20 protein-coding genes and 1 riboswitch are annotated in these 23,389 nt (G+C 37.8%); of the genes, 4 read left to right on the top strand and 16 right to left on the bottom strand.

Annotated elements, in window-relative coordinates; genetic code table 11:
• Positions 1-123: 123 nt before the first annotated feature.
• From glpX to KM885_RS09965, 6 genes are all read right to left on the bottom strand, one after another.
• Positions 124-1,071 carry a class II fructose-bisphosphatase gene (gene glpX, locus KM885_RS09990; protein WP_047185652.1) on the bottom strand — a complete coding sequence of 316 codons (948 nt, stop codon included), beginning with the start codon at positions 1,069-1,071 and terminating at the stop codon, positions 124-126.
• A 26-nt stretch (positions 1,072-1,097) separates the two neighbouring features.
• Positions 1,098-1,589 (bottom strand): ribose 5-phosphate isomerase B, encoded by a 492-nt coding sequence (rpiB, locus tag KM885_RS09985; RefSeq protein ID WP_047185651.1) that lies wholly within the window; start codon positions 1,587-1,589, stop codon positions 1,098-1,100.
• Between the two features lie 199 nt (positions 1,590-1,788).
• Positions 1,789-2,442, bottom strand: coding sequence for a dihydroxyacetone kinase subunit DhaL (dhaL, locus tag KM885_RS09980; RefSeq protein WP_060667666.1), 654 nt, complete (start codon positions 2,440-2,442; stop codon positions 1,789-1,791).
• A 23-nt stretch (positions 2,443-2,465) separates the two neighbouring features.
• Positions 2,466-3,470, bottom strand: a complete 1,005-nt coding sequence (locus KM885_RS09975) for a dihydroxyacetone kinase subunit DhaK (protein ID WP_047185649.1) — start codon at positions 3,468-3,470, stop codon at positions 2,466-2,468.
• Positions 3,471-3,623: 153 nt separating this feature from the next.
• Positions 3,624-4,892: an MFS transporter gene (locus KM885_RS09970; RefSeq protein ID WP_216883880.1), complete on the bottom strand. Its 1,269-nt coding sequence runs from the start codon at positions 4,890-4,892 to the stop codon at positions 3,624-3,626.
• 36 nt (positions 4,893-4,928) lie between these two features.
• Positions 4,929-6,032 carry an MDR/zinc-dependent alcohol dehydrogenase-like family protein gene (locus KM885_RS09965; protein ID WP_204798520.1) on the bottom strand — a complete coding sequence of 368 codons (1,104 nt, stop codon included), beginning with the start codon at positions 6,030-6,032 and terminating at the stop codon, positions 4,929-4,931.
• A 283-nt stretch (positions 6,033-6,315) separates the two neighbouring features.
• Here KM885_RS09965 and KM885_RS09960 point away from each other — a divergent pair, with 283 nt between their 5' ends.
• Together KM885_RS09960 and KM885_RS09955 are read left to right on the top strand one after the other, a co-directional pair.
• Positions 6,316-7,089 (top strand): DeoR/GlpR family DNA-binding transcription regulator, encoded by a 774-nt coding sequence (locus tag KM885_RS09960; protein WP_145523614.1) that lies wholly within the window; start codon positions 6,316-6,318, stop codon positions 7,087-7,089.
• A gap of 99 nt (positions 7,090-7,188) precedes the next feature.
• Positions 7,189-7,956, top strand: coding sequence for an SDR family oxidoreductase (locus tag KM885_RS09955; protein WP_145543024.1), 768 nt, complete (start codon positions 7,189-7,191; stop codon positions 7,954-7,956).
• A 608-nt stretch (positions 7,957-8,564) separates the two neighbouring features.
• Here KM885_RS09955 and KM885_RS09950 read toward each other — a convergent pair.
• From KM885_RS09950 to KM885_RS09935, 4 genes are all read right to left on the bottom strand, one after another.
• Positions 8,565-10,283: a methyl-accepting chemotaxis protein gene (locus tag KM885_RS09950; protein WP_216883878.1), complete on the bottom strand. Its 1,719-nt coding sequence runs from the start codon at positions 10,281-10,283 to the stop codon at positions 8,565-8,567.
• Positions 10,284-10,303: 20 nt separating this feature from the next.
• Positions 10,304-11,260, bottom strand: a complete 957-nt coding sequence (locus KM885_RS09945; protein ID WP_216883877.1) for a substrate-binding domain-containing protein — start codon at positions 11,258-11,260, stop codon at positions 10,304-10,306.
• A 338-nt stretch (positions 11,261-11,598) separates the two neighbouring features.
• Positions 11,599-12,855 (bottom strand): CynX/NimT family MFS transporter, encoded by a 1,257-nt coding sequence (locus KM885_RS09940; RefSeq protein WP_216883875.1) that lies wholly within the window; start codon positions 12,853-12,855, stop codon positions 11,599-11,601.
• A gap of 234 nt (positions 12,856-13,089) precedes the next feature.
• Positions 13,090-13,761 carry a FadR/GntR family transcriptional regulator gene (locus KM885_RS09935; protein WP_047185640.1) on the bottom strand — a complete coding sequence of 224 codons (672 nt, stop codon included), beginning with the start codon at positions 13,759-13,761 and terminating at the stop codon, positions 13,090-13,092.
• A gap of 167 nt (positions 13,762-13,928) precedes the next feature.
• A riboswitch (SAM riboswitch) is annotated at positions 13,929-14,030 on the top strand.
• 91 nt (positions 14,031-14,121) lie between these two features.
• Between KM885_RS09935 and KM885_RS09930 the strand changes: the two genes are divergently transcribed.
• Together KM885_RS09930 and KM885_RS09925 are read left to right on the top strand one after the other, a co-directional pair.
• Positions 14,122-14,877: a cyclase family protein gene (locus KM885_RS09930; RefSeq protein WP_216883874.1), complete on the top strand. Its 756-nt coding sequence runs from the start codon at positions 14,122-14,124 to the stop codon at positions 14,875-14,877.
• A gap of 215 nt (positions 14,878-15,092) precedes the next feature.
• Positions 15,093-16,196 (top strand): 5-methyltetrahydropteroyltriglutamate--homocysteine S-methyltransferase, encoded by a 1,104-nt coding sequence (locus KM885_RS09925; RefSeq protein ID WP_060667675.1) that lies wholly within the window; start codon positions 15,093-15,095, stop codon positions 16,194-16,196.
• Positions 16,197-16,366: 170 nt separating this feature from the next.
• Here the strand turns inward: KM885_RS09925 and KM885_RS09920 are convergent, their stop codons facing one another.
• The 6 genes from KM885_RS09920 to KM885_RS09895 form a co-directional block, all read right to left on the bottom strand.
• Complete coding sequence (locus KM885_RS09920) at positions 16,367-17,170, bottom strand: arginase family protein (RefSeq protein ID WP_216883873.1); 804 nt, start codon at positions 17,168-17,170, stop codon at positions 16,367-16,369.
• Between the two features lie 164 nt (positions 17,171-17,334).
• A complete protein-coding gene (locus KM885_RS09915) occupies positions 17,335-18,702 on the bottom strand; it encodes an FAD-dependent oxidoreductase (RefSeq protein ID WP_216883872.1) in 1,368 nt (455 codons plus the stop codon).
• A gap of 704 nt (positions 18,703-19,406) precedes the next feature.
• Positions 19,407-20,312, bottom strand: a complete 906-nt coding sequence (prpB, locus tag KM885_RS09910) for a methylisocitrate lyase (RefSeq protein WP_216883871.1) — start codon at positions 20,310-20,312, stop codon at positions 19,407-19,409.
• Between the two features lie 105 nt (positions 20,313-20,417).
• A complete protein-coding gene (locus tag KM885_RS09905; RefSeq protein WP_216883870.1) occupies positions 20,418-21,851 on the bottom strand; it encodes a bifunctional 2-methylcitrate dehydratase/aconitate hydratase in 1,434 nt (477 codons plus the stop codon).
• Positions 21,852-21,944: 93 nt separating this feature from the next.
• Positions 21,945-23,051, bottom strand: coding sequence for a citrate synthase (gene mmgD, locus KM885_RS09900; protein ID WP_420874571.1), 1,107 nt, complete (start codon positions 23,049-23,051; stop codon positions 21,945-21,947).
• A complete protein-coding gene (locus KM885_RS09895; protein WP_047185982.1) occupies positions 23,032-23,313 on the bottom strand; it encodes a hypothetical protein in 282 nt (93 codons plus the stop codon). Before KM885_RS09895 ends, mmgD begins: the two co-directional genes overlap by 20 nt.
• Between the last annotated feature and the right edge of the window lie 76 nt (positions 23,314-23,389).

Below are 23,389 nucleotides of genomic sequence, written 5' to 3'. Positions count from 1 at the left end.
CTTCCTTATGATAGTGTTTCAGTTTTTTAGGAACCTTCTTAGCACCTGCTATTGCCGCCTTTTCTAAATGGCTAATAGTACGAATACCAGCTGTGATGATTTCGATTTCAAAATCGTAGTTTACTAGAAAGGCTGTTTGATTGGATAGGTACTCTTAACATATCGGACTTGTTTTTCCCTACCATTAACAAGAATAGAATGGGTAATAAAGTTACTATATTCTGTTTCAATTCCATCAATAATTAAGTTATCGGTAATTCCTGTTGCAACAAACATACAATCATCCGAACTTACTAAGTCATCAATGGTTAAAACGCCTTCTAAATTAGTAATCCCCATCGCTTTACATCTTCTTATTTCATCATTGTTTCTTGGTAAGAGTTTTGCTTGCATTTCCCCGCCAAGAGAACGAATAGCAGCTGCCCCTAATACGCCTTCTGGTGCACCGCCAATGCCTAGAAAAATGTCAACACCTGAACGTTCAATACAAGTTGCTGTTGCATAAATGACATCACCATCATTAAATAATCGAACCTTTGCACCAGTTTCTCGAATTCTATCAATATATTCTTTATGTCTAGGTCGATCCTGTATAAACACATTTAATTCCGTAATTTCTTTGCCATTTGCTTTTGCTACTGCTTTCATATTGTCTTCAATTGGTGCATCTAAATCAATTTTCCCTTTCGCCCTTGGACCTACAGCGATCTTTTTCATATACATATCCGGTGCATGTAGTAAAGTTCCCTTTGGTGCAGCAGCAATGACGGTAATTGCATTTCCTTGTCCATTTACTGTAGGCGTTGTTCCTTCAATTGGATCTACCGCAATATCTACCTCATGACTTCCACCCTTACCAAGCTTCTCTCCGATATAAAGCATTGGTGCTTCATCAATTTCACCTTCACCAATAACAATCGTACTATGCATCTTCATTTTATTTAAATTCTCTCGCATTGCATTTGTAGCAGCTCCATCAGCTGCAATCTTATCACCACTACCAACCCATGGAAGTGCTGCAACTGCTGCTGATTCGGTTACCTTTAGAAAGTCTAATAATAAGGATTGCATGCTCCCTCTCCCCTTCGTTAACACGTTTAGTTAACGCTACAATTACTTCCTGCTACTGCTTCTTTATAATTTTGGCTTACAAATTGTTCTTCTTTTTCAATAATTTTATCCACTTTACGTTTAGATCCTTCTGCCCACTCTACGTTTAAATATGCTTCTACCACTTTTTTCGCAGCTTCAGGTCCAATAATTTGAGATCCCATTGTGATAATTTGTGCATTATTACTTAATTGCGCTCTTTCCGCAGAGTATACATCATGTGCTAAAGCTGCACGGATTCCAGGGTATTTATTTGCTGCGATACATACACCAATCCCAGTCCCACAGAAAATAATTCCTCGTTCCGCTTTACCCTCACTAATAGCTTGAGCAATTTCAAAAGCTACGTCTGGATAATCTACAGCATCTTTGGAATGGCATCCATAATCAACTACTTCATGTTCTGTATCAGATAAAAATTCCTTTATTGTTTCTTTTAAATCAAATGCGTTGTGGTCACTACCGATTGCGAGTTTCACTTTTAAATCCCCCTAATATTTTTGTATAGTTTCATTTTATTTCACTATTTATTATATGTCAATGCTATATTTTCGTTTATTTTCATTTTACATCGATTTATTACTTTTGTTTATTGTCGATTCTGTAAAAGTCAAAAAAATAGAATCAGAAACATAACTCTGATTCTATTTACTTTCATTTGTTACCATTTCTTTTCTACTAACGAACCTCTACTTGACCTTTAACAAAGTTTAAGAACGTTGATAAGATTAAATATGCAGAAGTTGCACCAGGATCCTGGGCACCTATAGAACGTTCCCCTAAACGGCTTGAACGGCCTTTTTTGGATACAATATCTTTCGTTGATTCCATACCTTTTTTCGCTTCTTCTACTGCAGTAGTGAAAGCTGGAAGGAATTCATTGGATTCAGCAAATTGTTTTTCCAGACTAATAAAAAACGGTTCAAGTGTATCAATCATTGTTTTATCGCCAACTTCAGCTTGTCCACGCTCTTTAATTCCTTTTGCAAAGGCAATCCAGTATTCAGCTAAATCATTATCGTTCATTTCTGTTTTACCTTTAACAGCTTTAGCACCTCTCATAAATCCTGTAGCATAAAGTGGACCTACAGATGAGCCAACAGCGCTAAGGAATGTTTTACCTACTGTTAAGCTGATTTTTGCACAATCTTGTTCTTCTGCAAGTTCATTGTTTAATTTTTCATTTACTGCCTGCCAACCGATAGACATCGTAACACCATGATCTCCATCACCTAGTTTACGGTCAAGTTCACAAAGATAGTCTTTTTCCTTTTCAATCATTTCTACAATTTCTTTAAAATAATCTTTTAATTGTTTAGCTGTTAAATTCATCGTTGTTTCCCCCTATTGTATTCTTACTTTTGAACGAACATTGGGCAATCTACTGGGTGGTCGATTGCTCTTTCTAACTCTTCGTCTAATTTCATTAATGTAACGGAACATCCTCCCATTTCAAGAGAAGTAATATAATCACCAACGTATGAACGGTAGATTTCGATACCTTTTTCACGTAAAATTTGTTCTACTCTTCTATATACAATATATAGTTCCATTCTTGGTGTAGATCCAAGGCCATTCACTAGAACCGCTACTTTATCTCCTGAGTTAATTTCAATATCAGCTAAAATATCATGCACAAGACGATCTGCTACTTTATCAGCTGATTCTATAGGACCTTTTTCAATTCCGGGCTCACCATGGTGACCTAATCCAATTTCCATTTCATCATCACCGATTTCAAAGCTTGGCTCACCTGTTTGCGGTAATGAACATGGAGATAAACCAACACCCATAGAACGTGTATTTTCATTTGCCTTTTTTGCTACTCTTACAACGTCATCTAGGTTGTAACCAAAGTCTGCTGCTGCCCCCGCCGCTTTATAGATAAAGAATTCTCCGGCGATACCGCGACGTTTTTCTTTTTCTTCTTTTGGTGCAGATGCTACGTCATCTGACGCCAATGCTGTACCAACCTGAATATCTTCTTCTAGGTCAGCCATCTCTGCAGCCATACCAAAGTTCATTACGTCTCCAGCATAGTTACCATATAAATAAACAACTCCCGCACCTTTATCGATAGCTTTCGTTACTTCCAGAATTGGATCTGGAGATGGAGAAGCAAAGATGTTACCTACTGCTACACCGTCAGCCATTCCATCGCCAACATAACCCATAAATCCTGGCTCGTGACCTGAACCACCACCGATAAGAACGCCCACTTTTCCTTCACGAGTTTCTCTTGCTGTTACTAGTGCTCTATCATTTTCTGGAAGTTGTTTTATATGATTAGGATGTGCTTTTACATACCCTTCTACCATTTCTTCTACGACATATCTAGGATCGTTAATTAGTTTCTTCATGGATAAAATTCTCCTCGTTCCTTTAATTTGTTCACTTAACTAACTAAACATTTCGATTATAACATGTTATATTCCCTATAATGTTATAACACACGGGATGGCTTATTAAACATGAAGCGGGGTAATATACCTCACTTCATGCTTAAACACTTATTAAGCTGCACCGTTTTTCGCCTTTGCATTTTCTTCATGAGGTAGTTTTAAGAACCTTGTCAAAATAGCTGCGATAAAGTATAGACCAGCTAAGATCCAAATAGTACCTTCCGCATCAACTAAATCGTAGAATAAAGCAACTAATGCAGGTCCAACGAATACACATAATCCAGCTCCAAGGTTAAGAATAGCCATAGCTGCACCTTTGTCCCCATCACCAACTAGTGAAGGAGTTAATGCTGATAAAGGAACGAATCCTGCGATACAAGCTCCCCATAGCATTCCTATGAATCCTACTAAAAAGACATTCCCTTCAAAGAATTGTGGTGTGTAGAATAACATTAAAGTAAAGACTCCACATCCAACAGCTCCGAACCAGGTAACGGTATTCTTCCATCCAAATTTATCTCCAACATAACCGAATATTAAGTTGAAAGCGATATTGGAGATGAAAATAATCCCCCATATATTCAACCAAACTGTTGTGCTAATCCCTTTATCTGCTAGATATATAGGTAAGAATAATGGGAAGGCATATTGGGAAGACTGGTTAATAATACGTACAATACCAGCAATGCCAACTTTAGGTTCCTTTTTAACAATTAAAATACCGTTGATTAATTCTTTAAATTTATTTGTTTTGTCCGCTTTTTCTTCTAGTTCAAATTTGTCCCGATTAACAAAAACAGCAAAGAAAGTTCCTACTAATACCCAAACAATGGCACTCCATAATGTTGGAATATGTCCAATCAAGCTAATGGACCAACTAGAGTAAAATGCTCCTAATACACTTAGTCCGCCAGTAAACACAAACCAAAACCAACCAACAGCTTTACCCAACTGATGCTGCGGTGTACGGTAAGTAATCCATACTAAGAATGCGTATGCAAATAACGGATACCCAAATCCCCTTAAAGCATAAGTTGGAATCATTAAGCCATAATGTAAATGAGGTAATGCAACTCCAACAAATAATGCATGTCCGATTACATAAAACGTTGTTCCAATTAACATTGTCTTTCTTGGTCCGATTGCTTCAACTAATACCCCAGACAACCAAGCAGCGATAGCTATTGTTACACCATAAGATGTAGTTAAAACAGCAGCTTGTTGCACTGTTAGCCCTTGTTCCACAAGATATGGACTGAGCCAGGCTAATTCTAGTCCATCCCCCATCATAAAAATCATAACCCCAAAGAATCCCCAAGCTAGATGTGATGGAATACCTATTCTATCTAAGAATGATTCATTGCCTGATAAATTTGACATCTTTCTCCCACCTTTCTAGTAATGTTTCCTAGTAATTTATGGTTTTAAAATAACCTTTAATGATTTGTCCCCTTTTTTCATTAAATCAAAGCCTTTTTCAAATTCTTCTAACGGTAATTGATGTGTTACTACACCTTCAGTAGGGAAATCTCCATTAGAAATACCTTCAATTACTAGTGGGTAGCAGTACGGCCCTAGGTGAGAACCTAATAAATCTAATTCTTTACGGTCACTAATAATACTCCAGTCTACAGTTACAGGTTCGCCGAATACACTAAACTCAACGAAAGTTCCTAGTTTTCTAATTGCATGTAAACCTTGTTCAACTGATGAAGGATGTCCAGAAGCTTCAATGTAAATATCACAACCATAGCCTTCCGTCATCTCTTTAATTTCTTTTACTGCGTCTACTTTAGCTGGATTCATTACAATGTCAGCACCGAATTTTTTAGCTAATTCTAGACGGTCTTCTTTCATATCTAGTACTACTAGTTTGCCAGCACCAGATTTCTTTATAGCACCAATCATACCTAGACCTAGCGTTCCGGCACCTGATAATACAACAAAATCACCTAATTGGATGTTCGCTCTTTGTACAGCGTGTAAACTACATGCATATGGTTCAATTAGAATAGCTTTTTCAATCGGCAGATCTTCAGGTACTTTGTAGTTAATACCTTCTTTCGTAAACTTCATGTATTGAGCCATGCCACCGTTTACATTGTTTTGAAAACCATATAGATCATGTTTTTCACACATCCAGTATTGACCACGCTTACAGAAACGGCACTCTTCACAAGGAACAATTTGTTCTGAAATAACTCGATCACCAACTTCGAAATCTGTAACAGCGTCACCTTTTTGAACAATGCGTCCAATGAACTCATGACCAGGGATCATAGGAGCTTTAATATAAGCAGGTTGTGTTTCATCCCCCCAGAAACTTGGCGCTCCATCATATGCTTTAATGTCCCCAGCACAAATACCACAAGCTTCCACTTCAATAATAATTTCTTGATCATTCTCTAATTTAGGTGTTTCTACTTCTTCATATCTATAATCTCCAGGACTGTACGCAACAACGGCCTTCATTTTTTTTGGAATCTCTAAGTTTTGTTTCTTTTCTACTGTTTCTAACATAACGATTCTCCTTTTATAGTTAAGTAATGAAGTTATAAAAAATTTTAAACGCTTGGAATTGATGGAAGTCTGCAATCGTTTCCAATCGATACTTTTATTTTATCATTTATTTTTGTTTCGTCAATATTTTTTTTAATTACTTTCAATATCGATTAAATGTTTGGTTTTTTTTCGCAATTATTTTAGCAAAATGATAAAATAAGAAAAAATATATTTATATGGATTGATAATCTGTAATAAATGCAATAATATAAAAGTAGTAAAAAAGTAAGGGTGACGTTTCATGAAAATGTTTGCAACAGAGAGAAGAGATAGAATTATTGATCTCTTACAAGAACGAAAAAGAATAACAGTGAAAGAACTGTCTTCGGAAATGGGGGTTTCCGAAGCTACGTTACGTGCCGATTTAAATAAGATGGAATTAGATGGCTTATTAACAAGAACACATGGCGGAGCTGTCCTTAACGATGAGAAGGAAAACGAAACTAGCTTTAACGTCCGTCAGAAAAAAAATAAAGTGGAAAAGGCGAAAATTGCTTCAAAGGCATTTCAACATATAGAAGAAAAACAATGTATTCTTCTAGATGCTAGTTCTACCGCTTTAGAGCTTGCACAATTACTTAAAGATACTCCAATCCGCTTAACAATTGTGACGACTGGATTGCAAACAGCTTTAGAATTAAAAGAAAATCCTGATATAACAGTCATCCTTGTCGGGGGGGTTGTTACCAATAAATCAACTTCTATTGAAGGTACACTGGGACTTGATATTTTAGATTCTGTAAATATCGATATTATGTTTACATCCGCCAATGGTTTTACAGTGGAAAATGGCTTAGAGGATTTCAATTTATATGAAGTACAGTTAAAACGAGAAATTGTAAAAAGGGCCTCTAAAGTAGTAGCATTAATAGATTCTTCTAAAATCGGAAAATCTTCAAGTGCTGTTTTTGCTAAAGTGGAGCAAGTTGATAAATTAATTACAGATGAACCCATTAATGATGATATTCGAAATCAACTTTTAGTAAAGAATGTAGAAATAATTATTGCAGATTAACATGAAAGGAGATGGTAGCTTAAAAGCAATCTACTATTCCTTTTTAATAACTAATATGAAAGCGCAGACAGACAAAAATAAGCGAAAGAAGGATGTAACATGGAATTCAAAGGCTTTGACAAAAACTTCAACATTACAGATAAAGTTGCGATTGTAACCGGGGGAGCAAGCGGTATTGGGAACGCGGTTGCTGGGTTATACCTTGAAAAAGGTGCGAAAGTTGCTATTTTGGACCTTAAAGAGGATGTAAATGATGTCGCTAAAAATATGAGTGCTGAAAATGCAATAGGCGTACATTGCGATGTAACTAATGATGAAAGTATGACTCAGGCAGTTCAAGCAGTAAAGGATCATTTTGGTAAAATTGATATTCTAGTAAACTGTGCAGGAATTGCTCTACTAGATGATGCAGAAAACATTTCAGATAACTACTGGCAAAAAACACTTGATATTAACTTAACTGGTACATTCAAAATGTCACAAAAAGTTGCAAATATTATGATTGAACAAGGTCATGGTGGAAAAATTATCAATCTAGCTTCTCAAGCAGCAATCATCGCTTTAGATAATCACGTTGCTTATGGTGCAAGCAAAGCTGGTGTGGTAGGAATGACCAAAGTTCTTGCATTAGAATGGGCACCATTCAACATTAACGTAAATGCAATTTCACCAACTGTTATTCTAACAGAATTAGGTAAAAAAGCATGGGCTGGAGAAAAAGGGGAAAAGGCGAAAAAAGAAATTCCTCTTGGTCGTTTTGGTTACCCAGAAGAAGTTGCCGCAATTGCACTATTCCTAGCATGTGATGCAACTAACCTAATTACAGGTGAAAACATCGTTATTGATGGTGGGAATACGATTAAATAATAAAGAGATGTATCAGGGCCAAGGGGGAGATGGGTCCAATTTCCTCCATCTAAGAATGATCTAGGTGCATGTTGATATGCTCCCCTTAAGGTAGACAGATTAAAAAATAAAAAATCTGTTCTACCTAAAGGGGAGTTTCTTATGTCCTACAAACCCTTATTCTGGTGAATTTAAATATGACGTAACAATGGCTTATAGAAATGAAGATTATATGATTAAAGGAACTATTTTCAAAATATTAAATTGGTAAAACGACTCTTCATCTTCCTACGATTGCTACGCGAATGCTTATTTCCAAGCCATGATTACTGATATTCTGGGTGTGATAGCTGATATTTTGTGTGTGATTGCTGATATCTGGCGCGTGAATACTGATATTCAGTATACGTTCGCTGATATCCGAGGTGTAAGCACTGATATATGCAGCCGTTTCTCAAAAACTAGTATGTAGGGTACCTCAAATATACAAAGACTAATTTCCCGAGTTACTTTAGAAGAGCTTCAGAATGAACCATTCAAAATAGACTAAGTGCGGATTACACTTAGTCTAATAATTGCATACCGTATTTTAATAATTTTGCAAGAACAATTGACCTGCCCTCCCACAATCAAAACCGAAACGTCTGCACCAAATCTTGCAAATCAGTTGCCATTTCTCTCAGCATTTGGGAGGATGCGGAGATTTCCTCCATGGAAGCTGTTTGCTCTTCAGAGGCAGCTGCAACATTTTGGCTATTCGCAGAGGCTTGATCGGAAACCGTTGAGATTGTCTCTACTAATTCCACCATAGACTGTGAGCCATTATTGACCTCCTCGATAATATTAGATACATGGACAGATTGTTCCGCCACATCCTCTACCATACTCGTAATCTCCTTAAAGGTATCACCTGTTTGATTTACCAGTTTAATTCCTTGATCTGTAGACTCTTTTCCTTCCTGCATCGAGTCTACCACTTTCCTAGTTTCATTTTGAATTTCCTCAATAATTTCACGTATATGGGCTGTTGCTTCGCCAGATTGATTAGCTAGTTTTCGTACTTCTTCCGCTACAACTGCAAATCCTTTTCCATGTTCCCCAGCTCGAGCCGATTCAATCGCAGCATTTAGGGCTAATAAATTCGTTTGTTCCGAAATTTTAGCAATAATTGTCGTTATTTCTCCGACTTCATTGGATTTTTCACTTAATACTTGAACAATTTCATAGGTTTGTGAGACCTTCTGCTGGATTTGTTCCATCTGACGGGTCGTATAGTTAACCACCTGCTGCCCATCCGCAGCCTTTTCACTTGTCTTAGAAGTAAGTCTCGCCACCATGCCCATTGATGATGAAGCTTGGTCCATACTGGCAGACATCTCTTTCACCACCGTTGTAGCATTTTGGGTACTGTCTGCTTGATTCTCCGCTCCAACGGCAATTTCTTGAATAGCGTCACTGATTTGCTCCGATGCTTGACTTGTTTGCTCTGTACTTGCCGTTAGCTCTTCGCTCGTTGCCGCAAGCTGCTCTGCATTTTGTTCTACTTTATATAAAACTTGATGTAAATTATCCCTCATCAAATTAAAGGAACTTGAAAGATCACCAATTTCATCATTATTTTTTATTTCTATTTTTTCACCCCTAATATTTCCATTTGCAATTTCACGAGCCATATTCGAGACTTGCACAATTGGCTTCACAATCAATCGCGATACCGCCATCCCTATCACTACTAACAACCCCAATGAAACAACGGCCGAAATGATTAATAGAATAAAAGTTTGCTGAACCTTTTCCTTATTATCATGAATGGCTACTTCAATTTCTTTATTAGTAGATTCGGCTAATATTTTCGACTCATCTACCATTTTAGTAGCCATTATACTCGGAATGTCCGCTAATGAGGAAATTAATTTTACTGGAGAATTACTATCTTGATACGGAATTGCTACAGTCGCAGCATCTAGAAACAACTTATTCATGATTTCTATTTTGCGTAGACTATCCTTTTCATCTTGAGTATTCACAAGTTCCCTTGAAGTATTAATCATCTCCTGTACATTCTGATTGGCTTCTTCCATTTCAGCTACTAAATCAGCATTCCCAGATAAAAAGAACGCACGTAAAAGGTCAATTTGACTCTTTGCTTGAATTTGAATTTCATCAATATGTTCCAAAATGGCTACATGCCGATTCATGATTTCTAAATTAGACTTCTCTACCGCTTTCAATTGAGTAAAGTAAATAGCCGAGGCACTAAAAAACACGATCCCTATTACTAAAAAACTCAAGACTATTTTTTTATTGATGGAAAAAAACTTATTCTTTTCTCTCTCACTTTTTCTCATATGCCTACCCCGCTGAGCCTTTATTTATACTTGGCTACATTATCTTTCACGATTAGTTCTGCTGGAATATAAATCGGTTCTTTCGCTACTGTTTCTCCTTTAGCCATACGAAAAGCAGTACTCATCCCCGTTTGTCCCTGCTCTTTTGCATCTTGCAAAACAGATACTGCTAATTTTTTTGACTCGATATATTGGAGGCCATCTGGAGTCCCGTCAATTCCCGCAAAAATGATTTCATCACGAATCCCGGCTTCCTCAGCAGCTTCTATAGCCCCAATCGCCATTTCATCATTATTAGCAACAACGGCATCTATTTTAATATCAGATTCAATCCATGTTTTCATAAGACTTTTTGCTTCATCTTGATTCCAGTTTGCAGTACCTTCTGACACAACCTTCATCCCTTTATGTTTTTCGATGACCTGTTTATTTCCCTTAGTCCGGTTTACTTGAGATTCTTGGCCCATTGGACCATTAATAATAGCAATATTCCCTTTTCCTTTTAAAATCTGTGCAACCCTTTCCATTTGCATGAATCCGAAAGATACATCATCCGAACCGATGAATACACTTTCCGTTTCCAAACTAGAACGATTCATGAGTACAATCGGAATATCTGCCCTTTCCGCTTTTTCTAAAATTAATTCCGCCGCAATAACATCTACAGGAATAAGCATAATCGCATCTACTCCTTGCTCAATGAACTTTTCAGCCTGCTCAATTTGCTTATTGGAATCATTCTCGGCATCTATGTATTCCGCTTTCATTTCATTGGAATGTTCGTCTACAAATTCTTTTACCCCATCTAACAATAAATTTAAGAACGTGTCCTCATAATTGGCATGTGCAACCCCTATCACAAGCTTGTCATTTTGGTTTTCTACTCTTGTTGTCGATACATCTTCAGCCGAACTACAACCTGATATCAGAACTGTTAAAAGAAGAATAATAGAAAAAATGACTTTCTTCCACCCCATCACTTTCACTCCAATGTATGTATAATTTAGATATTTTGTACTAGTTCAATAGTAATATTAATGCAATTTTTGACAAATTACAAGAGCCTGGAAGGAACAGTTCCTTATGGCTATGTGATTTCAAAATAAAAAGGATTAGAAATTAATCTAACCCTTATCTTTAACTCTAACTAAATTAAATTGAAATGTTAAAATGATTTAAAACAATAACTAACCCAACTTCTTTCATGAAATCATACACTTTGTAATTAGATTACATGAACCGCTGGGACAGAATACTCGTGTAAGTTGAAAAAGCTAAATAGCCAGAGGGACATGGACTGTCCCTCTGGCTGTCTTTATCCTACATGCACCGACTTAGTATTCGATGATTGTGTATCCGCAATTACTTTATTTTCCCCAGATTGAATTCCAGTAATTAAAATAATAATCGAAGCAACAATAAGCATGAGTAGTGGAACTTGCCAGCCGCTCGTAATATCGTGAAGCATACCGAACAATGTAGGTCCGATTGCTGCTAAAAGGTAGCCGAACGATTGGGCCATACCGGACATTTCCGCTGCCTGTTTTCCATCACTCGTACGAAGACTGAAAAACATCATGGACAAGCTAAAGGCACTTCCGCCAGCAATACCGATTAGAATAACCGAAATAACCAAGAAGAAATTGCTACTTGTCAGTAATAATCCAGCGATTCCAGCGGCAAATAAAATAGCTGTGATGACCGATAAAACCTTTTGATTAGTCATTTTTTCTGCAATAACAGGGATGATAAAGGTTATCGGAATGATGGCAAACTGCATCAAAAACAACATCCAGCCAGCAGCACTAGCGCTATACCCATTAGCCTGCAATATTTCAGGCAACCAAGTAATCAGTGTATAGAAAATCAATGATTGTAATCCCATAAACAGGGTAATGTTCCATGCCAAAGGTGATTTCCAGATTGAATTCCCTTTTTTCGATGGGCTTTCAACTGCTTGCAGTGATTCACGCTGTTTTTGTTTTCCTAGTTGTGGAATCCACACGAGCAATGCAATGAAAGAAATAATTCCCCAAAAGATGAGCGATCCTTTCCATCCGATATTTCCAACTGATGAAATAGGTACGCTTAAACCGGAAGCCAAAGCACCAAAAAGGTTCATAAAAACGGCGTATACCCCCGTCATTATCCCGATTTTTAAAGGAAAATTCATTTTGATAAATCCGGGTAATAACACATTGCCAAAAGCGATTGCTATTCCAATAATCATCGTTCCGACAAACAGGGCGACGGAACCAAATAAAGACCGTACGATTATCCCACAAATTAAAAGAATTAAAGAAATAAAAATAGTCCATTCCATTCCGATCCGATTTGCTATTTTCGGAGCAAATGGGGAAAGAAGGGCAAATGCCAGTAAGGGTAAAGTTGTAATCGTTCCGGCTAACCCATTACTGATGCCTAAATCATCGCGAATATAGGATATTAATGATCCCACAGATGTTAAAGGAGCCCGTAAATTCGCACCAATTAAAATAATACCGATGAATAATAGCCAAGTTTTATTTCGTTCTTGTGTATTTTCTAAGGATGTTGAAATGTTTTTATTCAAAGCCTTACCTCCATTACTTTTATTAAATAAAGAAGACTTCCATCAATGGGGGGTCCTTCATTCCCGACTGTTGGCATCACGGACATTTCTTTTACAGTTGCTTGCTCTTTTGGCCGTGATAGCAGTTAGTCGCACTTATGGATCTTTACGGGCAGTTGATCTCCCACTTACTTCCTTTGTTCCCCAGAAGATTGAGGTGGGAGTCTTACTGCCCATTTAGGTGAGATAAATGCCCTACAATCGTTCTTTAAACGCATGAATATATTCATTCACATATTTTCTAGCCCCTTCGACATCCTGTTCCCGAATTGCTCGGACTAGTTCGTGGTGAATTTCCTTGTCATAATCGAATGGTATGTCCATGATCATGATGTCATGAATGGAGGAATATAAAGGGTCTGTCATATACTCATATAAATCCTGCAATAATTGATTATTGCTCGCTTTTACAATAGCTTTATGAAATGTAATATCCGCTATAACGAATTCTTCTATGTCGTCTTTTTTGGCTGCCGCCTGACATTGCGCCATACATACTTCAATTTCCGCTAAAGCTTCCTCCGTTCTATGTTTGGCGGCCATCTCAGCTGCCTCCCGCTCTAGTGCTAGTCGTACTTCTAGCGTATCGATTAAATTGGATTTTTCGATATGGCGATTGAAGGCAGCTTCCAAAGCGCTTGACGAACGAACAATCGTCCCGCTTCCTTGTTTTGTTTCCAATAAGCCCGCATGCACCAAAGCGTGAATAGCCTCTCTTAACGTATTACGACTAACACCAAATTCCTCCATAAGTTCCATTTCTGGTGGCAACTTTTCACCAATGGGCCACTTCTCGCTTTCAATTAGATGCTCTATTTGGGAAACCACTTGATCCACTAAGGATACCCTGTTTGTCTTTTTTAGCATTTTTCCACACTCCAAATTTGTAGGATGATTGGGATATTGGATATTTTATCATAGCCAACATGTATTGTAAATGGAACCGAGAAAAATCCCACTGAATCTAATTTAACCCTTGACATCCATTTTCAAATCGTATATAGTTGATTCAATCAATTTAATATTCTTAATATTTCTTATCCAGAGAGGTGGAGGGACTGGCCCTTGGAAGCCTCGGCAGCGGACTTGTAAAAGTACTGTGCCAATTCCAGAAGCAATAAGCTTAGAGATAAGAAGAGTAACTTCGATTATCTGTGTAGTAAATCTCTTCTTATCTTTAAGAAGAGATTTTTTTGTTTTTAAAAGTTATTTAATGGAGGTGGTTTCATGTCTTTAACAAAAACAGAAAATGAACTTTTAAATGCGATTGAATTACTTAAAAGGAAACAATGGGTGGATTTGACGCATACATTCGGTCCAGATTCTCCACATTTTGCAGCATTTGAAGATGCAGAAATTACAACACTTTTTACACATGATGATGGATTTTTTGCGCAACGATTTAAATTTCCTGGACAATATGGAACACATATTGATGCACCAATACATTTCGTTCCAGGGGACAAACGTTACTTGGAAGACCTTGAGTTAAAAGAACTAGTCCTACCACTTGTAGTCATTGATAAATCGAAAGAGGCAAAAGAAAATAATGATTTTGTTCTTTCTGTCGATGATATTTTAGAATTTGAAAAAGAGCATGGAAGGATAGAAGCAGGTACCTTTGTTGCGCTCCGAACAGATTGGAGTAAACGTTGGCCGAACAAAGAAGCTTTTGAGAACAAAGATACAGAAGGAAATAGTCATACACCAGGCTGGGGAATCGCAGCACTTCAATTTTTGTTTGAAGAAAGGAACATTAGTTCAGTTGGACACGAAACATTTGATACGGATGCAGCAATCGATGTTCGAAAAAACGGCTCTCTAATTGGAGAATATTATGTTCTTGAACAAGATACGTATCAAATTGAGTTATTAACGAATTTAGATAAAGTACCTGCAAAAGGTTCCGTTATCTTCAGTATTAGTCCTAAACCTGAGAGAGCAACCGGGTTTCCAGTTCGTTCTTTTGCTATTTTACCTTAAGAAACAAAGGCGTAAGCGCCCGTTTAGCAACGTACAAACTGGAGCACTTCGCAATGAGATAAAGGAAACACGGTGAGCTGGAAGCGAACCGATGTTGACTTATCGTAGTGGAGAAGCGTGAAGTTTGCTAGTTGCTGGGCGCTGGAGCCGGACGCGGCTTGTGCTGTTGTTAGCATGATAAAGCCTAAATTTTAAAATTATAAGGAGAGATAAAAATGACAAAAACTCTAGTAAAAGCACCATTTAGAGCAGATCATGTAGGAAGTTTATTACGTCCAGAAAGAATCCATCAAGCAAGAAAGGATTTCCAAGCTGGCAATATTACAGCTAGCGAGTTATACAAAATAGAAACAGAAGAAATTAAACAATCTGTTGATAAGCAAATTGAGGTTGGCCTACAGGCAGTTACTGACGGAGAAATTCGACGTAGATTTTGGCATACAGATTTTATGGAGCATTTAAATGGGGTGGAAGGCTATGTTCCTGAAAGCGGGTTTGCCTTTAAAGGAGAAGAAACAGAAAGATATGATGTCCGAGTCGTAGGTAAGGTTTCCTTTAACCCGGAACACCCACATTTGAAAGACTTTTCTCTTTTTAAAGAAATTGTTGGGGATCGTGCAATTGCCAAACAAACCATTCCAAGTCCAAACCAATTTTTCAACGCTGGTATCCGTAACCTAGAAATCTATCCAGATATTGAAGAATATGCGAATGATATTATTCAAACATACCGTGATGCGATCAGAGCCTTTTATAATGCGGGTTGTCGTTATCTTCAATTAGATGATGTATATATTGCTGGATTAAATGCACCAGAAATTCCATTTAATGATAGCGGATATTCTAGAGAAAAATTAATTGACCTAGCATTACGTGTCGCTAATGGGGTATTGGAAGATAAACCAGAGGATTTAACGGTAACCACTCATCTTTGCCGTGGAAATTATCGTTCAAAATGGGCATTTGAAGGTAGTTATGCGAAAATCGCTCCAACCTTATTTGCCAATGAAAAGGTAGATGGATTTTTCCTAGAATATGACGATGACCGTTCAGGGGACTTCCAACCACTAGCATACATTCCAAATGATGGTCCAAGAGTGGTTTTAGGAGTATTCACATCGAAGCATGGCGAACTGGAAGATAAGGAAAATATTATTGCACGAGTGAAAGAGGCCTCTCAATATGTTCCATTAGAAAATCTATGCATTAGCCCACAATGCGGATTCGCTTCTACCCATCACGGAAATATTTTAACCGAAGAAGAACAATGGGCGAAGCTGAAATATATTGTGGATATTTCTAAAGAAATTTGGGGGTAAGTGATCCTCATGCAGGAAACGTTAGGATAAAATAAAATACCTCCTTTTCTATACAATAGGGGTAGTCAGCTATTTCGTCGACTACCCCTATTAAATTCTGTTATCCAGCTAAGTTACTTAGTAGTGCTTGGCGCGGACTTCGGCTGCAGAAACCAATTTCAATTAAAAATTCATGCATGCAACATTTGTTGAAAATTAGACTTGCGATACATCCATCTTTTAACATATCTAAGAAGAATATCATTTGTATGATTGTTTTTTCCGATGATGGTCCGGATTTCTCTTTGATTCTCACTCGTCGGGGTTACCGGGTATTCCCCACAAATATCAAGCCCGATGACATCTTTGTTTCGGAAGAGCACTTGTAGCATTTTCAGCATTTGTTTTAGTCGCATCGTTCCGTGATCCCATCCAGTTAAAGCATCTTCTGGATGTAGTACATCTTTGTCGATACTAATGTATACAGAATCCGTCGGTATATAATTTAAAATAGATTTTATGATAATAGCAAGATTTGATTGAAGAGAGTCTTCTGTTAAAAATTTTACTTTATTATGAATAGAGTTGGGGATGTGATTGGGAGCATCTTCACTCACACCAATCATACATACTTTCTTTAACATGGGGAGAGTATTCAGGGAATCTAGGACCCAGGATCCGCAAGAAATCAAGTCATTGCTTGGGCTAGGAAGCGTGTCTGTGTGATGATCAAATAAAATTAAACTGTACGGTTTCTTTATATTGGATTGTAATACATGAGACACATAATGATAGTTTCCACTACCTAAGAAATAGATTGTGCTTCGTTTTTGACCGATTATTTTATTAGAAATATCCTTAAGCGTTTCTTTTTCGCATAATAAACTTGTATTTTCCATCGACTCAAGTTCTATCCATTCATAAGGATAAGTTTGATAAAATGTTTGCTTTTTATAGGACCCATCAAAATTTAATAAGGCCACACTACTATCCATTTTGATTTTCCTCCTTCTTAAATTTACTTTGTTTACTTTTTCACTTATAGACTAATATGTAATAAGGAAACTTCTATTGTTTTATTATAACATTTTTATCTTCTTAAAATGCTAGAATTGCTCAAATGAGCCGGAGGGATAGGCCCCTCCGGCTCATTTGCGGATTAAGCAGGTACAGTTTCTTTATTAACCTTTTTGCTTTCCTTCGCCATGGCTTCTAATGCTACCTGATTCAAATAGTTTACTGGCTTATTATAATGAGGTTGGAAAAAGAAATCAGTTAATGCTAGTTGTTCAATGGTCATGTTGTTTGCAATACCAACGCTTATTGTGTTAATCGCTTGGGTAAAGTCAGCATCAGAAATTACTTGAGCACCAACAATGCGATGTGTTTCTATTTCGTAGACTAGTTTTAATTGAATCAATGCATTTTCCGGCATAAATTCTGGCCGATACTGATCTTCTATATACGCACTATCGACAGATAATCCCGCTAACGTTGCAGCACTTTCGGTTAAACCTGTTGACGCAATGTTATGATTATATATTTTCAAACCTGATGTACCTTGTGTTCCGGGATGTGCTAATACTGGTGTGACAAGATTATGGGCGACAAGCGTACCCATTCTTACTGCATTGGTTGCTAATGGGATATAAGCTGGCTGTTTTGTTGCATTATAATTCACAGCACAACAATCCCCCGCTGCATACACGTCTTTTACACTTGTTTGCATATATTCATCAACGATAATGGCACCATTTCCTAGCATATCGATTTGACCTTTGACTAATTCTGTATTCGGTCTAAATCCAATACACATGACAACTAAATCCGCTCTGTATTCACCTTTATCCGTGATTACCTTTTCCACAGCGTTTGTTCCTTCAAATTTGGAAACAGTTTGTCCAAGTGCTAATTCAACGCCTCGTTCGGTAAATGTGGTTTCAACAGGTGCTGTAAAAGTATCATCCAAATAGCGATTTAAAATTCTTTCTTCACTATCAATTAATGTTACGTTTTTGCCATTTTGTTCAAAGGCTTCCACTAGTTCAACACCAATGTATCCCGCTCCAACAACGACAACATTTTCAACGGATTCAGAACGTTTGATGATTTCATTGGCGTGAGCGAAGTTTTTACATAATAAGACGTTTTCTAAATCAGAACCTGAAATCGGTGGTGTTACAGGCCAAGAACCAGAGGTAATAATTAATTTATCATAGTTATAATCTTTTGTTTCATTTGTTTTCATATCTCTTGCTTGTAACTGTTTGTTATTTATATCACAAGATGTCACTTCATGATTCATATGCATACGTACACCTTGTTTTTCAAATTGTTCTACAGAAGCGTAAAATAGCCCGTTTGGATCGTTAACTACTCCACCTACATAAAGGGCAATACCACAAGATAAGAAGGAAACATTATCATTCTTTTCAAAAACATCTATTTGTGCATCGGGATAAAGATTTAATATATTATTAATCGCTGCTGTTCCAGCGTGTGTACATCCTATAACCGCTACTCTCATAATAAATAAGCCTCCAATATATTTAATCGTTCAACATTTCACATTCAGTAGAACAATTAACTTAAATAATTAACAATATGACTATAACACTTAGATCATATATTGACAAGTATATGTGATTATATTCACAAATATTTTACACAATGTATTGACCCACAACGTCCCTTCCACCTATCATGAACATATTTTAATGGAAGAAGGGCAATGGACGAAACTATCATACATTGTGGATATTTCTTACATATTTACAAACTATTATTCTAAAAAATCGGTACTCAAACCAGGGATATCACACTCTGCATCAAGATATCAGCATTCAGCACCAATATATCAGTACTCCGCTCCGAGATATCAGTACTCTGCTCCGAGATATCAGCGCTCTGCTCCAAGATATCAGCGCTCTGCTCCAAGATATCAGCGCTCTGCTCCAAGATATCAGCGCTCTGCTCCAAGATATCAGCGCTCGCTCCAAGATATCAGCGCTCTGCTCCAAGATATCAGCGCTCTGCTCCAAGATATCAGCGCTCTGCTCCAAGATATCAGCGCTCTGCTCCAAGATATCAGCTCTGTCCAAGATATCAGTACTCTCTGCTCCAAGATATCAGTACTCTCTGCTCCGAGATATCAGCAGCTATGCTCCGAGATATCAGCACTCTGCCCTGGGATCGATGAAGGACAAGTTAAGGTAACTCGCCAAAGGAATGTTAATCCTTTGGCAATAGCGTCTTAGCAATGCTTTCATCCAGTTCCTCAAAGTCATAGAGGGATATCGTATCATATAGTTCTTTTCTTGTTTGCATATCCGAAATCCCCTGCTTTTGAGTTCCTTGCTCTTTAATTAAGGAAAATATCCGCTCATAAGCTTTTGCGGCCACTCTCAAAGACGTCACTGGATAGATCACCATGTTAAAGCCCATACTTTCAAATTCTTCTGCAGTGATATATGGTGTCTTTCCGAATTCCGTCATATTCGCTAAAAGTGGGACATCAATATTCTTAGCGGCCAATCGAAACTCCTCATCCGACTGTAACGCCTCTGGGAAAATCCCGTCCGCTCCGGCTTGAATATAGGCTTGTGATCTTTCCATAACTGCATCCAAACCTTCAACCGAACGTGCATCTGTCCGTGCAATAACAACTAAAGATGGAGCAACTTCTTTCATCGCTCTTATTTTTTGAACCATTTCTTCTGTGGAAACAAGTTGCTTTCCGTTCAAGTGACCACATTTTTTAGGGAGCTTTTGATCTTCTATTTGAACAGCGGCTACATTCGCCTCGACCATTTCTCTTGCCGTACGAGCGGCGTTCAAGACACCACCAAATCCTGTATCAATATCAACAAGTACTGGTAAATTCGTAGCCCGAATAAGGTCCCTCGCCCTTTCTGCTATTTCCGTTGATGTGATAATTCCAAGGTCAGGAAGCCCCCTGCTCGCTGTATAAGCACCACCCGACAAATAAAGTGCCGAAAATCCTGCATTTTTTGCAACAAGCGCTGCCATCGCATCATGCGCCCCGGGGATTTGCAAAATAGATTCTTCATTGATTAATTCTTTAAATTGATTGGCCAATTCTACTTGAGATGATTGTTGATCGACTATCCAAGCCATGAATAAAGCCCTCCTTTATGGATTGATTAGAAACTAAGGCATTCGCCATTAGGCCGGAGAACGCCTTAGTTGTACTTGCAGAGAGTAAGGTTTATACTTCCCTTATCAGACAAATAGTTCCATGAATTCATTCACATGCATCGAACGGATTTTATCATCATTCAAACACACTTCTTCTATTTTCTTTCGTTGTTTTTCTGTATAATGTGTCGATAGATTGGAGGAAAATTTCGCGATAATTTTCGGAAATGCTTCCTCTCTTCTAAAACGGTGACCCAATGGATACTCGCATTCCACTTTTTCTGTTGATGTCCCATCTTTAAAATGAACCTGAACCGCATTAGCGATCGAGCGCTTATTCGGATCAAGGTAATCTTTGGTATATTCTTTGTTTTCCGTAACTATCACCTTATCTCGTAACATATCAATGACTGGATCTGCTGCAGCTTCATCCTCGTAATCCTCTGCAGTAATATCCCCTTTTAAGAGTCCAATTGCCGTAATATATTGCAAGCAATGGTCGCGGTCTGCAGGATTGTTTAAAGGGCCTTTTTTGTCAATAATACGAATAGCAGACTCATGAGTTGTAATTTCTATTCTATCAATCTCGTTTAAACGATCTTTTACTTTCGGATGCAACTCGATAGCCGCTTCCGCCGCAGTTTGGGCATGAAATTCAGCAGGATAGGAAACTTTGAATAATACATTTTCCATCACATAGGAATCTAACGGACGAGCAAGTGTTAAGGTTTGTTTGTTAAATAAAACATCTTGGAATCCCCAATCTGGTGCCGTTAATGCGGATGGATAGCCCATTTCTCCCTTTATAGCTAACAAGGATAGAAATACCGCTCGACTAGTAGCATCCCCTGCAGCCCATGATTTACGAGAACCCGTATTTGGGGCATGCCGATACGTTCGTAAACTTGAATTATCAATCCAGGCATTGGACAATGCATTAATAATTTCTTCCCTGCCACCACCTAACATTTTCGTAACAACAGCAGTAGTTGCGATTTTCACAAATAATACATGGTCAAGTCCAACTCGATTTAAACTATTTTCCAATGCAAGCACACCTTGGATTTCATGCGCCTTAATTATCATTTCCAATACATCATCTACGAGAAGAGGAGACTGCCCTTTAGCAACACGAATTTGGCTAATATAATCAGCAACCGCCAATATTCCACCCAGGTTATCGGATGGATGTCCCCATTCCGCTGCTAACCATGTATCATTATAGTCAAGCCAACGGATCATCGTACCGATATTAAATGCCCCCTGCACCGGATCTAGAACGTGAGATGTTCCGGGCACACGAGTTCCATGTGGTACGATTGTCCCAGGTACAACAGGTCCAAGTAACTTCGTGCATTCTGGGTAACTGAGTGCAAGAATGCCACCTCCTAATGTATCCAACAAAACATAACGAGCCGTTGTATAAGCTTCTGTACTCGTAATATCTTTGTTTAGAACATAGTCCGTAATTTCCTCTAATAATGGATCGGTTTTCGTTTGTTCGTTTACTTTTAGCAAAATCCTCTTCCTTTCCTATTAAATTTTCTATATGATAAGTATGAGTGCCTGTCACTTATCGGCGGGCGGTACACAACTCCCCAGTTGATCGAATTACCGCTCGCCAATATAATGTACACGTGGCCTGAAAAGTCGATTGTTTTGATGTTGTTCGATTACATGAGCACATAATCCAACTGTCCGTGCGCTAAAGAAGATTGGGGTATACAATGCAATTGGAATTCCAAGCATCCAATATACTGGAGCAGCATAATAATCAAGATTAGGGTATAGGCCTTTTTCTTCCTCCATTATCTTTTCTCCAGCTTCACACATTTCTAACAATAAAAAATCACCTTTTTTCTCACAGAGTTGCTTTAAAGATTCCTTCATAATAGATGCCCGTGGATCCATTTTCTTCATATATACACGATGTCCAAACCCCATAATCTTTTCCTTCCGTTCCAACTTACCCATTAGCATTTTTTCAAATCCAGCGACTGTTTTAGCTTCTAGCAACATATGCATCACAGCCTCATTCGCTCCCCCGTGCAAATTCCCTTTCAGCGATGCAACCGCACCGGTTAAGGAGCCGTATAAGTCTGATTGTGTTGAAGCAATAACTCTCGCTGTAAACGTTGAATTGGGCATTTCGTGCTCACTATATAATAGTAAGGAGCGATCAAAAATCTTCATTTCCTGATCAGACGGTACTTTTCCTGTTATCATATATAAGAAATTCGCACTATACGGTAAGTCTTTCCTTGGAGATAGTGGCTCATCATTATTTAGAATTCTATAGCTATTCACGGTAATAGTCGGGAGCTTTGCCAACAGTTTATAGGCGCGATTTTTATTCACTTCTATGGAACGATCATCGATGCTCTTATCAACCCCCGCTAAAATAGATAAACCTGTTCTCTGTCCGTCCATCGGGTGTAACTGCTTCGGCAATAGAGAAAAGACATCGTTTACAAAAGTAGGAACCTGATATTCGTCCTTCAGCTTTTCTTCCAATTGACCTTTTTCGGTTGAATCAGGTAATTTATCCTCTAATAACAGATGCACCACATCCAAATAATCATATTGCTGCGACAATTCAATAAGATCATAGCCTCTTAAGATGATTTTTTCTTGTTCTGTATCAAGCAAAGAAATCGCTGTTTCTGCTGCAATAACCCCTTCAAGGCCTGGAACAAAGTCAATATTTGTTTTCATCAAACTCCTCCTCTTGTCCTAGTAAATCTTTTCGCACATTGTCGAAAGCCCTTTCAAAGTTAAGTAAATAAGCCTCCTCTTTCTCTTTATTTTCTGCGTAAGCACGAATCTCTTGTTTTATTTGTGAATAACACACTTGCAATGTAGATGCTTGATCAACAACTAAATTATTCATCATGATTTCCTTTAACCTTTTAATAAAATAACTAACGGTCCCATACATTGGGTTTTCCTCCATGTGTTCCGATTTTATTTCAGAAAACAAAAAAACAACTCCCTATAGAAGTTGTTAGCATGCATAAACACATAAAAAGCAGATTAAGATGAAGCATGATAACAAT

Source organism: Oceanobacillus caeni (assembly GCF_019037185.1).
GTDB lineage: Bacteria > Bacillota > Bacilli > Bacillales > Amphibacillaceae > Oceanobacillus > Oceanobacillus caeni.
This window is presented reverse-complemented; position numbering and strand designations above follow the sequence as displayed.

Excerpts from the sequence above, each read along its gene's own strand:
- glpX (WP_047185652.1), bottom strand. The coding sequence starts at position 1,071 with ATGCAATCCTTATTATTAGACTTTCTAAAGGTAACCGAATCAGCAGCA.
- dhaL (WP_060667666.1), bottom strand. The coding sequence starts at position 2,442 with ATGAATTTAACAGCTAAACAATTAAAAGATTATTTTAAAGAAATTGTA.
- KM885_RS09975 (WP_047185649.1), bottom strand. The coding sequence starts at position 3,470 with ATGAAGAAACTAATTAACGATCCTAGATATGTCGTAGAAGAAATGGTA.
- KM885_RS09970 (WP_216883880.1), bottom strand. The coding sequence starts at position 4,892 with ATGTCAAATTTATCAGGCAATGAATCATTCTTAGATAGAATAGGTATT.
- KM885_RS09965 (WP_204798520.1), bottom strand. The coding sequence starts at position 6,032 with ATGTTAGAAACAGTAGAAAAGAAACAAAACTTAGAGATTCCAAAAAAA.
- KM885_RS09960 (WP_145523614.1), top strand. The coding sequence starts at position 6,316 with ATGAAAATGTTTGCAACAGAGAGAAGAGATAGAATTATTGATCTCTTA.
- KM885_RS09955 (WP_145543024.1), top strand. The coding sequence starts at position 7,189 with ATGGAATTCAAAGGCTTTGACAAAAACTTCAACATTACAGATAAAGTT.
- KM885_RS09950 (WP_216883878.1), bottom strand. The coding sequence starts at position 10,283 with ATGAGAAAAAGTGAGAGAGAAAAGAATAAGTTTTTTTCCATCAATAAA.
- KM885_RS09945 (WP_216883877.1), bottom strand. The coding sequence starts at position 11,260 with ATGGGGTGGAAGAAAGTCATTTTTTCTATTATTCTTCTTTTAACAGTT.
- KM885_RS09935 (WP_047185640.1), bottom strand. The coding sequence starts at position 13,761 with ATGCTAAAAAAGACAAACAGGGTATCCTTAGTGGATCAAGTGGTTTCC.
- KM885_RS09930 (WP_216883874.1), top strand. The coding sequence starts at position 14,122 with ATGTCTTTAACAAAAACAGAAAATGAACTTTTAAATGCGATTGAATTA.
- KM885_RS09925 (WP_060667675.1), top strand. The coding sequence starts at position 15,093 with ATGACAAAAACTCTAGTAAAAGCACCATTTAGAGCAGATCATGTAGGA.
- KM885_RS09920 (WP_216883873.1), bottom strand. The coding sequence starts at position 17,170 with ATGGATAGTAGTGTGGCCTTATTAAATTTTGATGGGTCCTATAAAAAG.
- KM885_RS09915 (WP_216883872.1), bottom strand. The coding sequence starts at position 18,702 with ATGAGAGTAGCGGTTATAGGATGTACACACGCTGGAACAGCAGCGATT.
- prpB (WP_216883871.1), bottom strand. The coding sequence starts at position 20,312 with ATGGCTTGGATAGTCGATCAACAATCATCTCAAGTAGAATTGGCCAAT.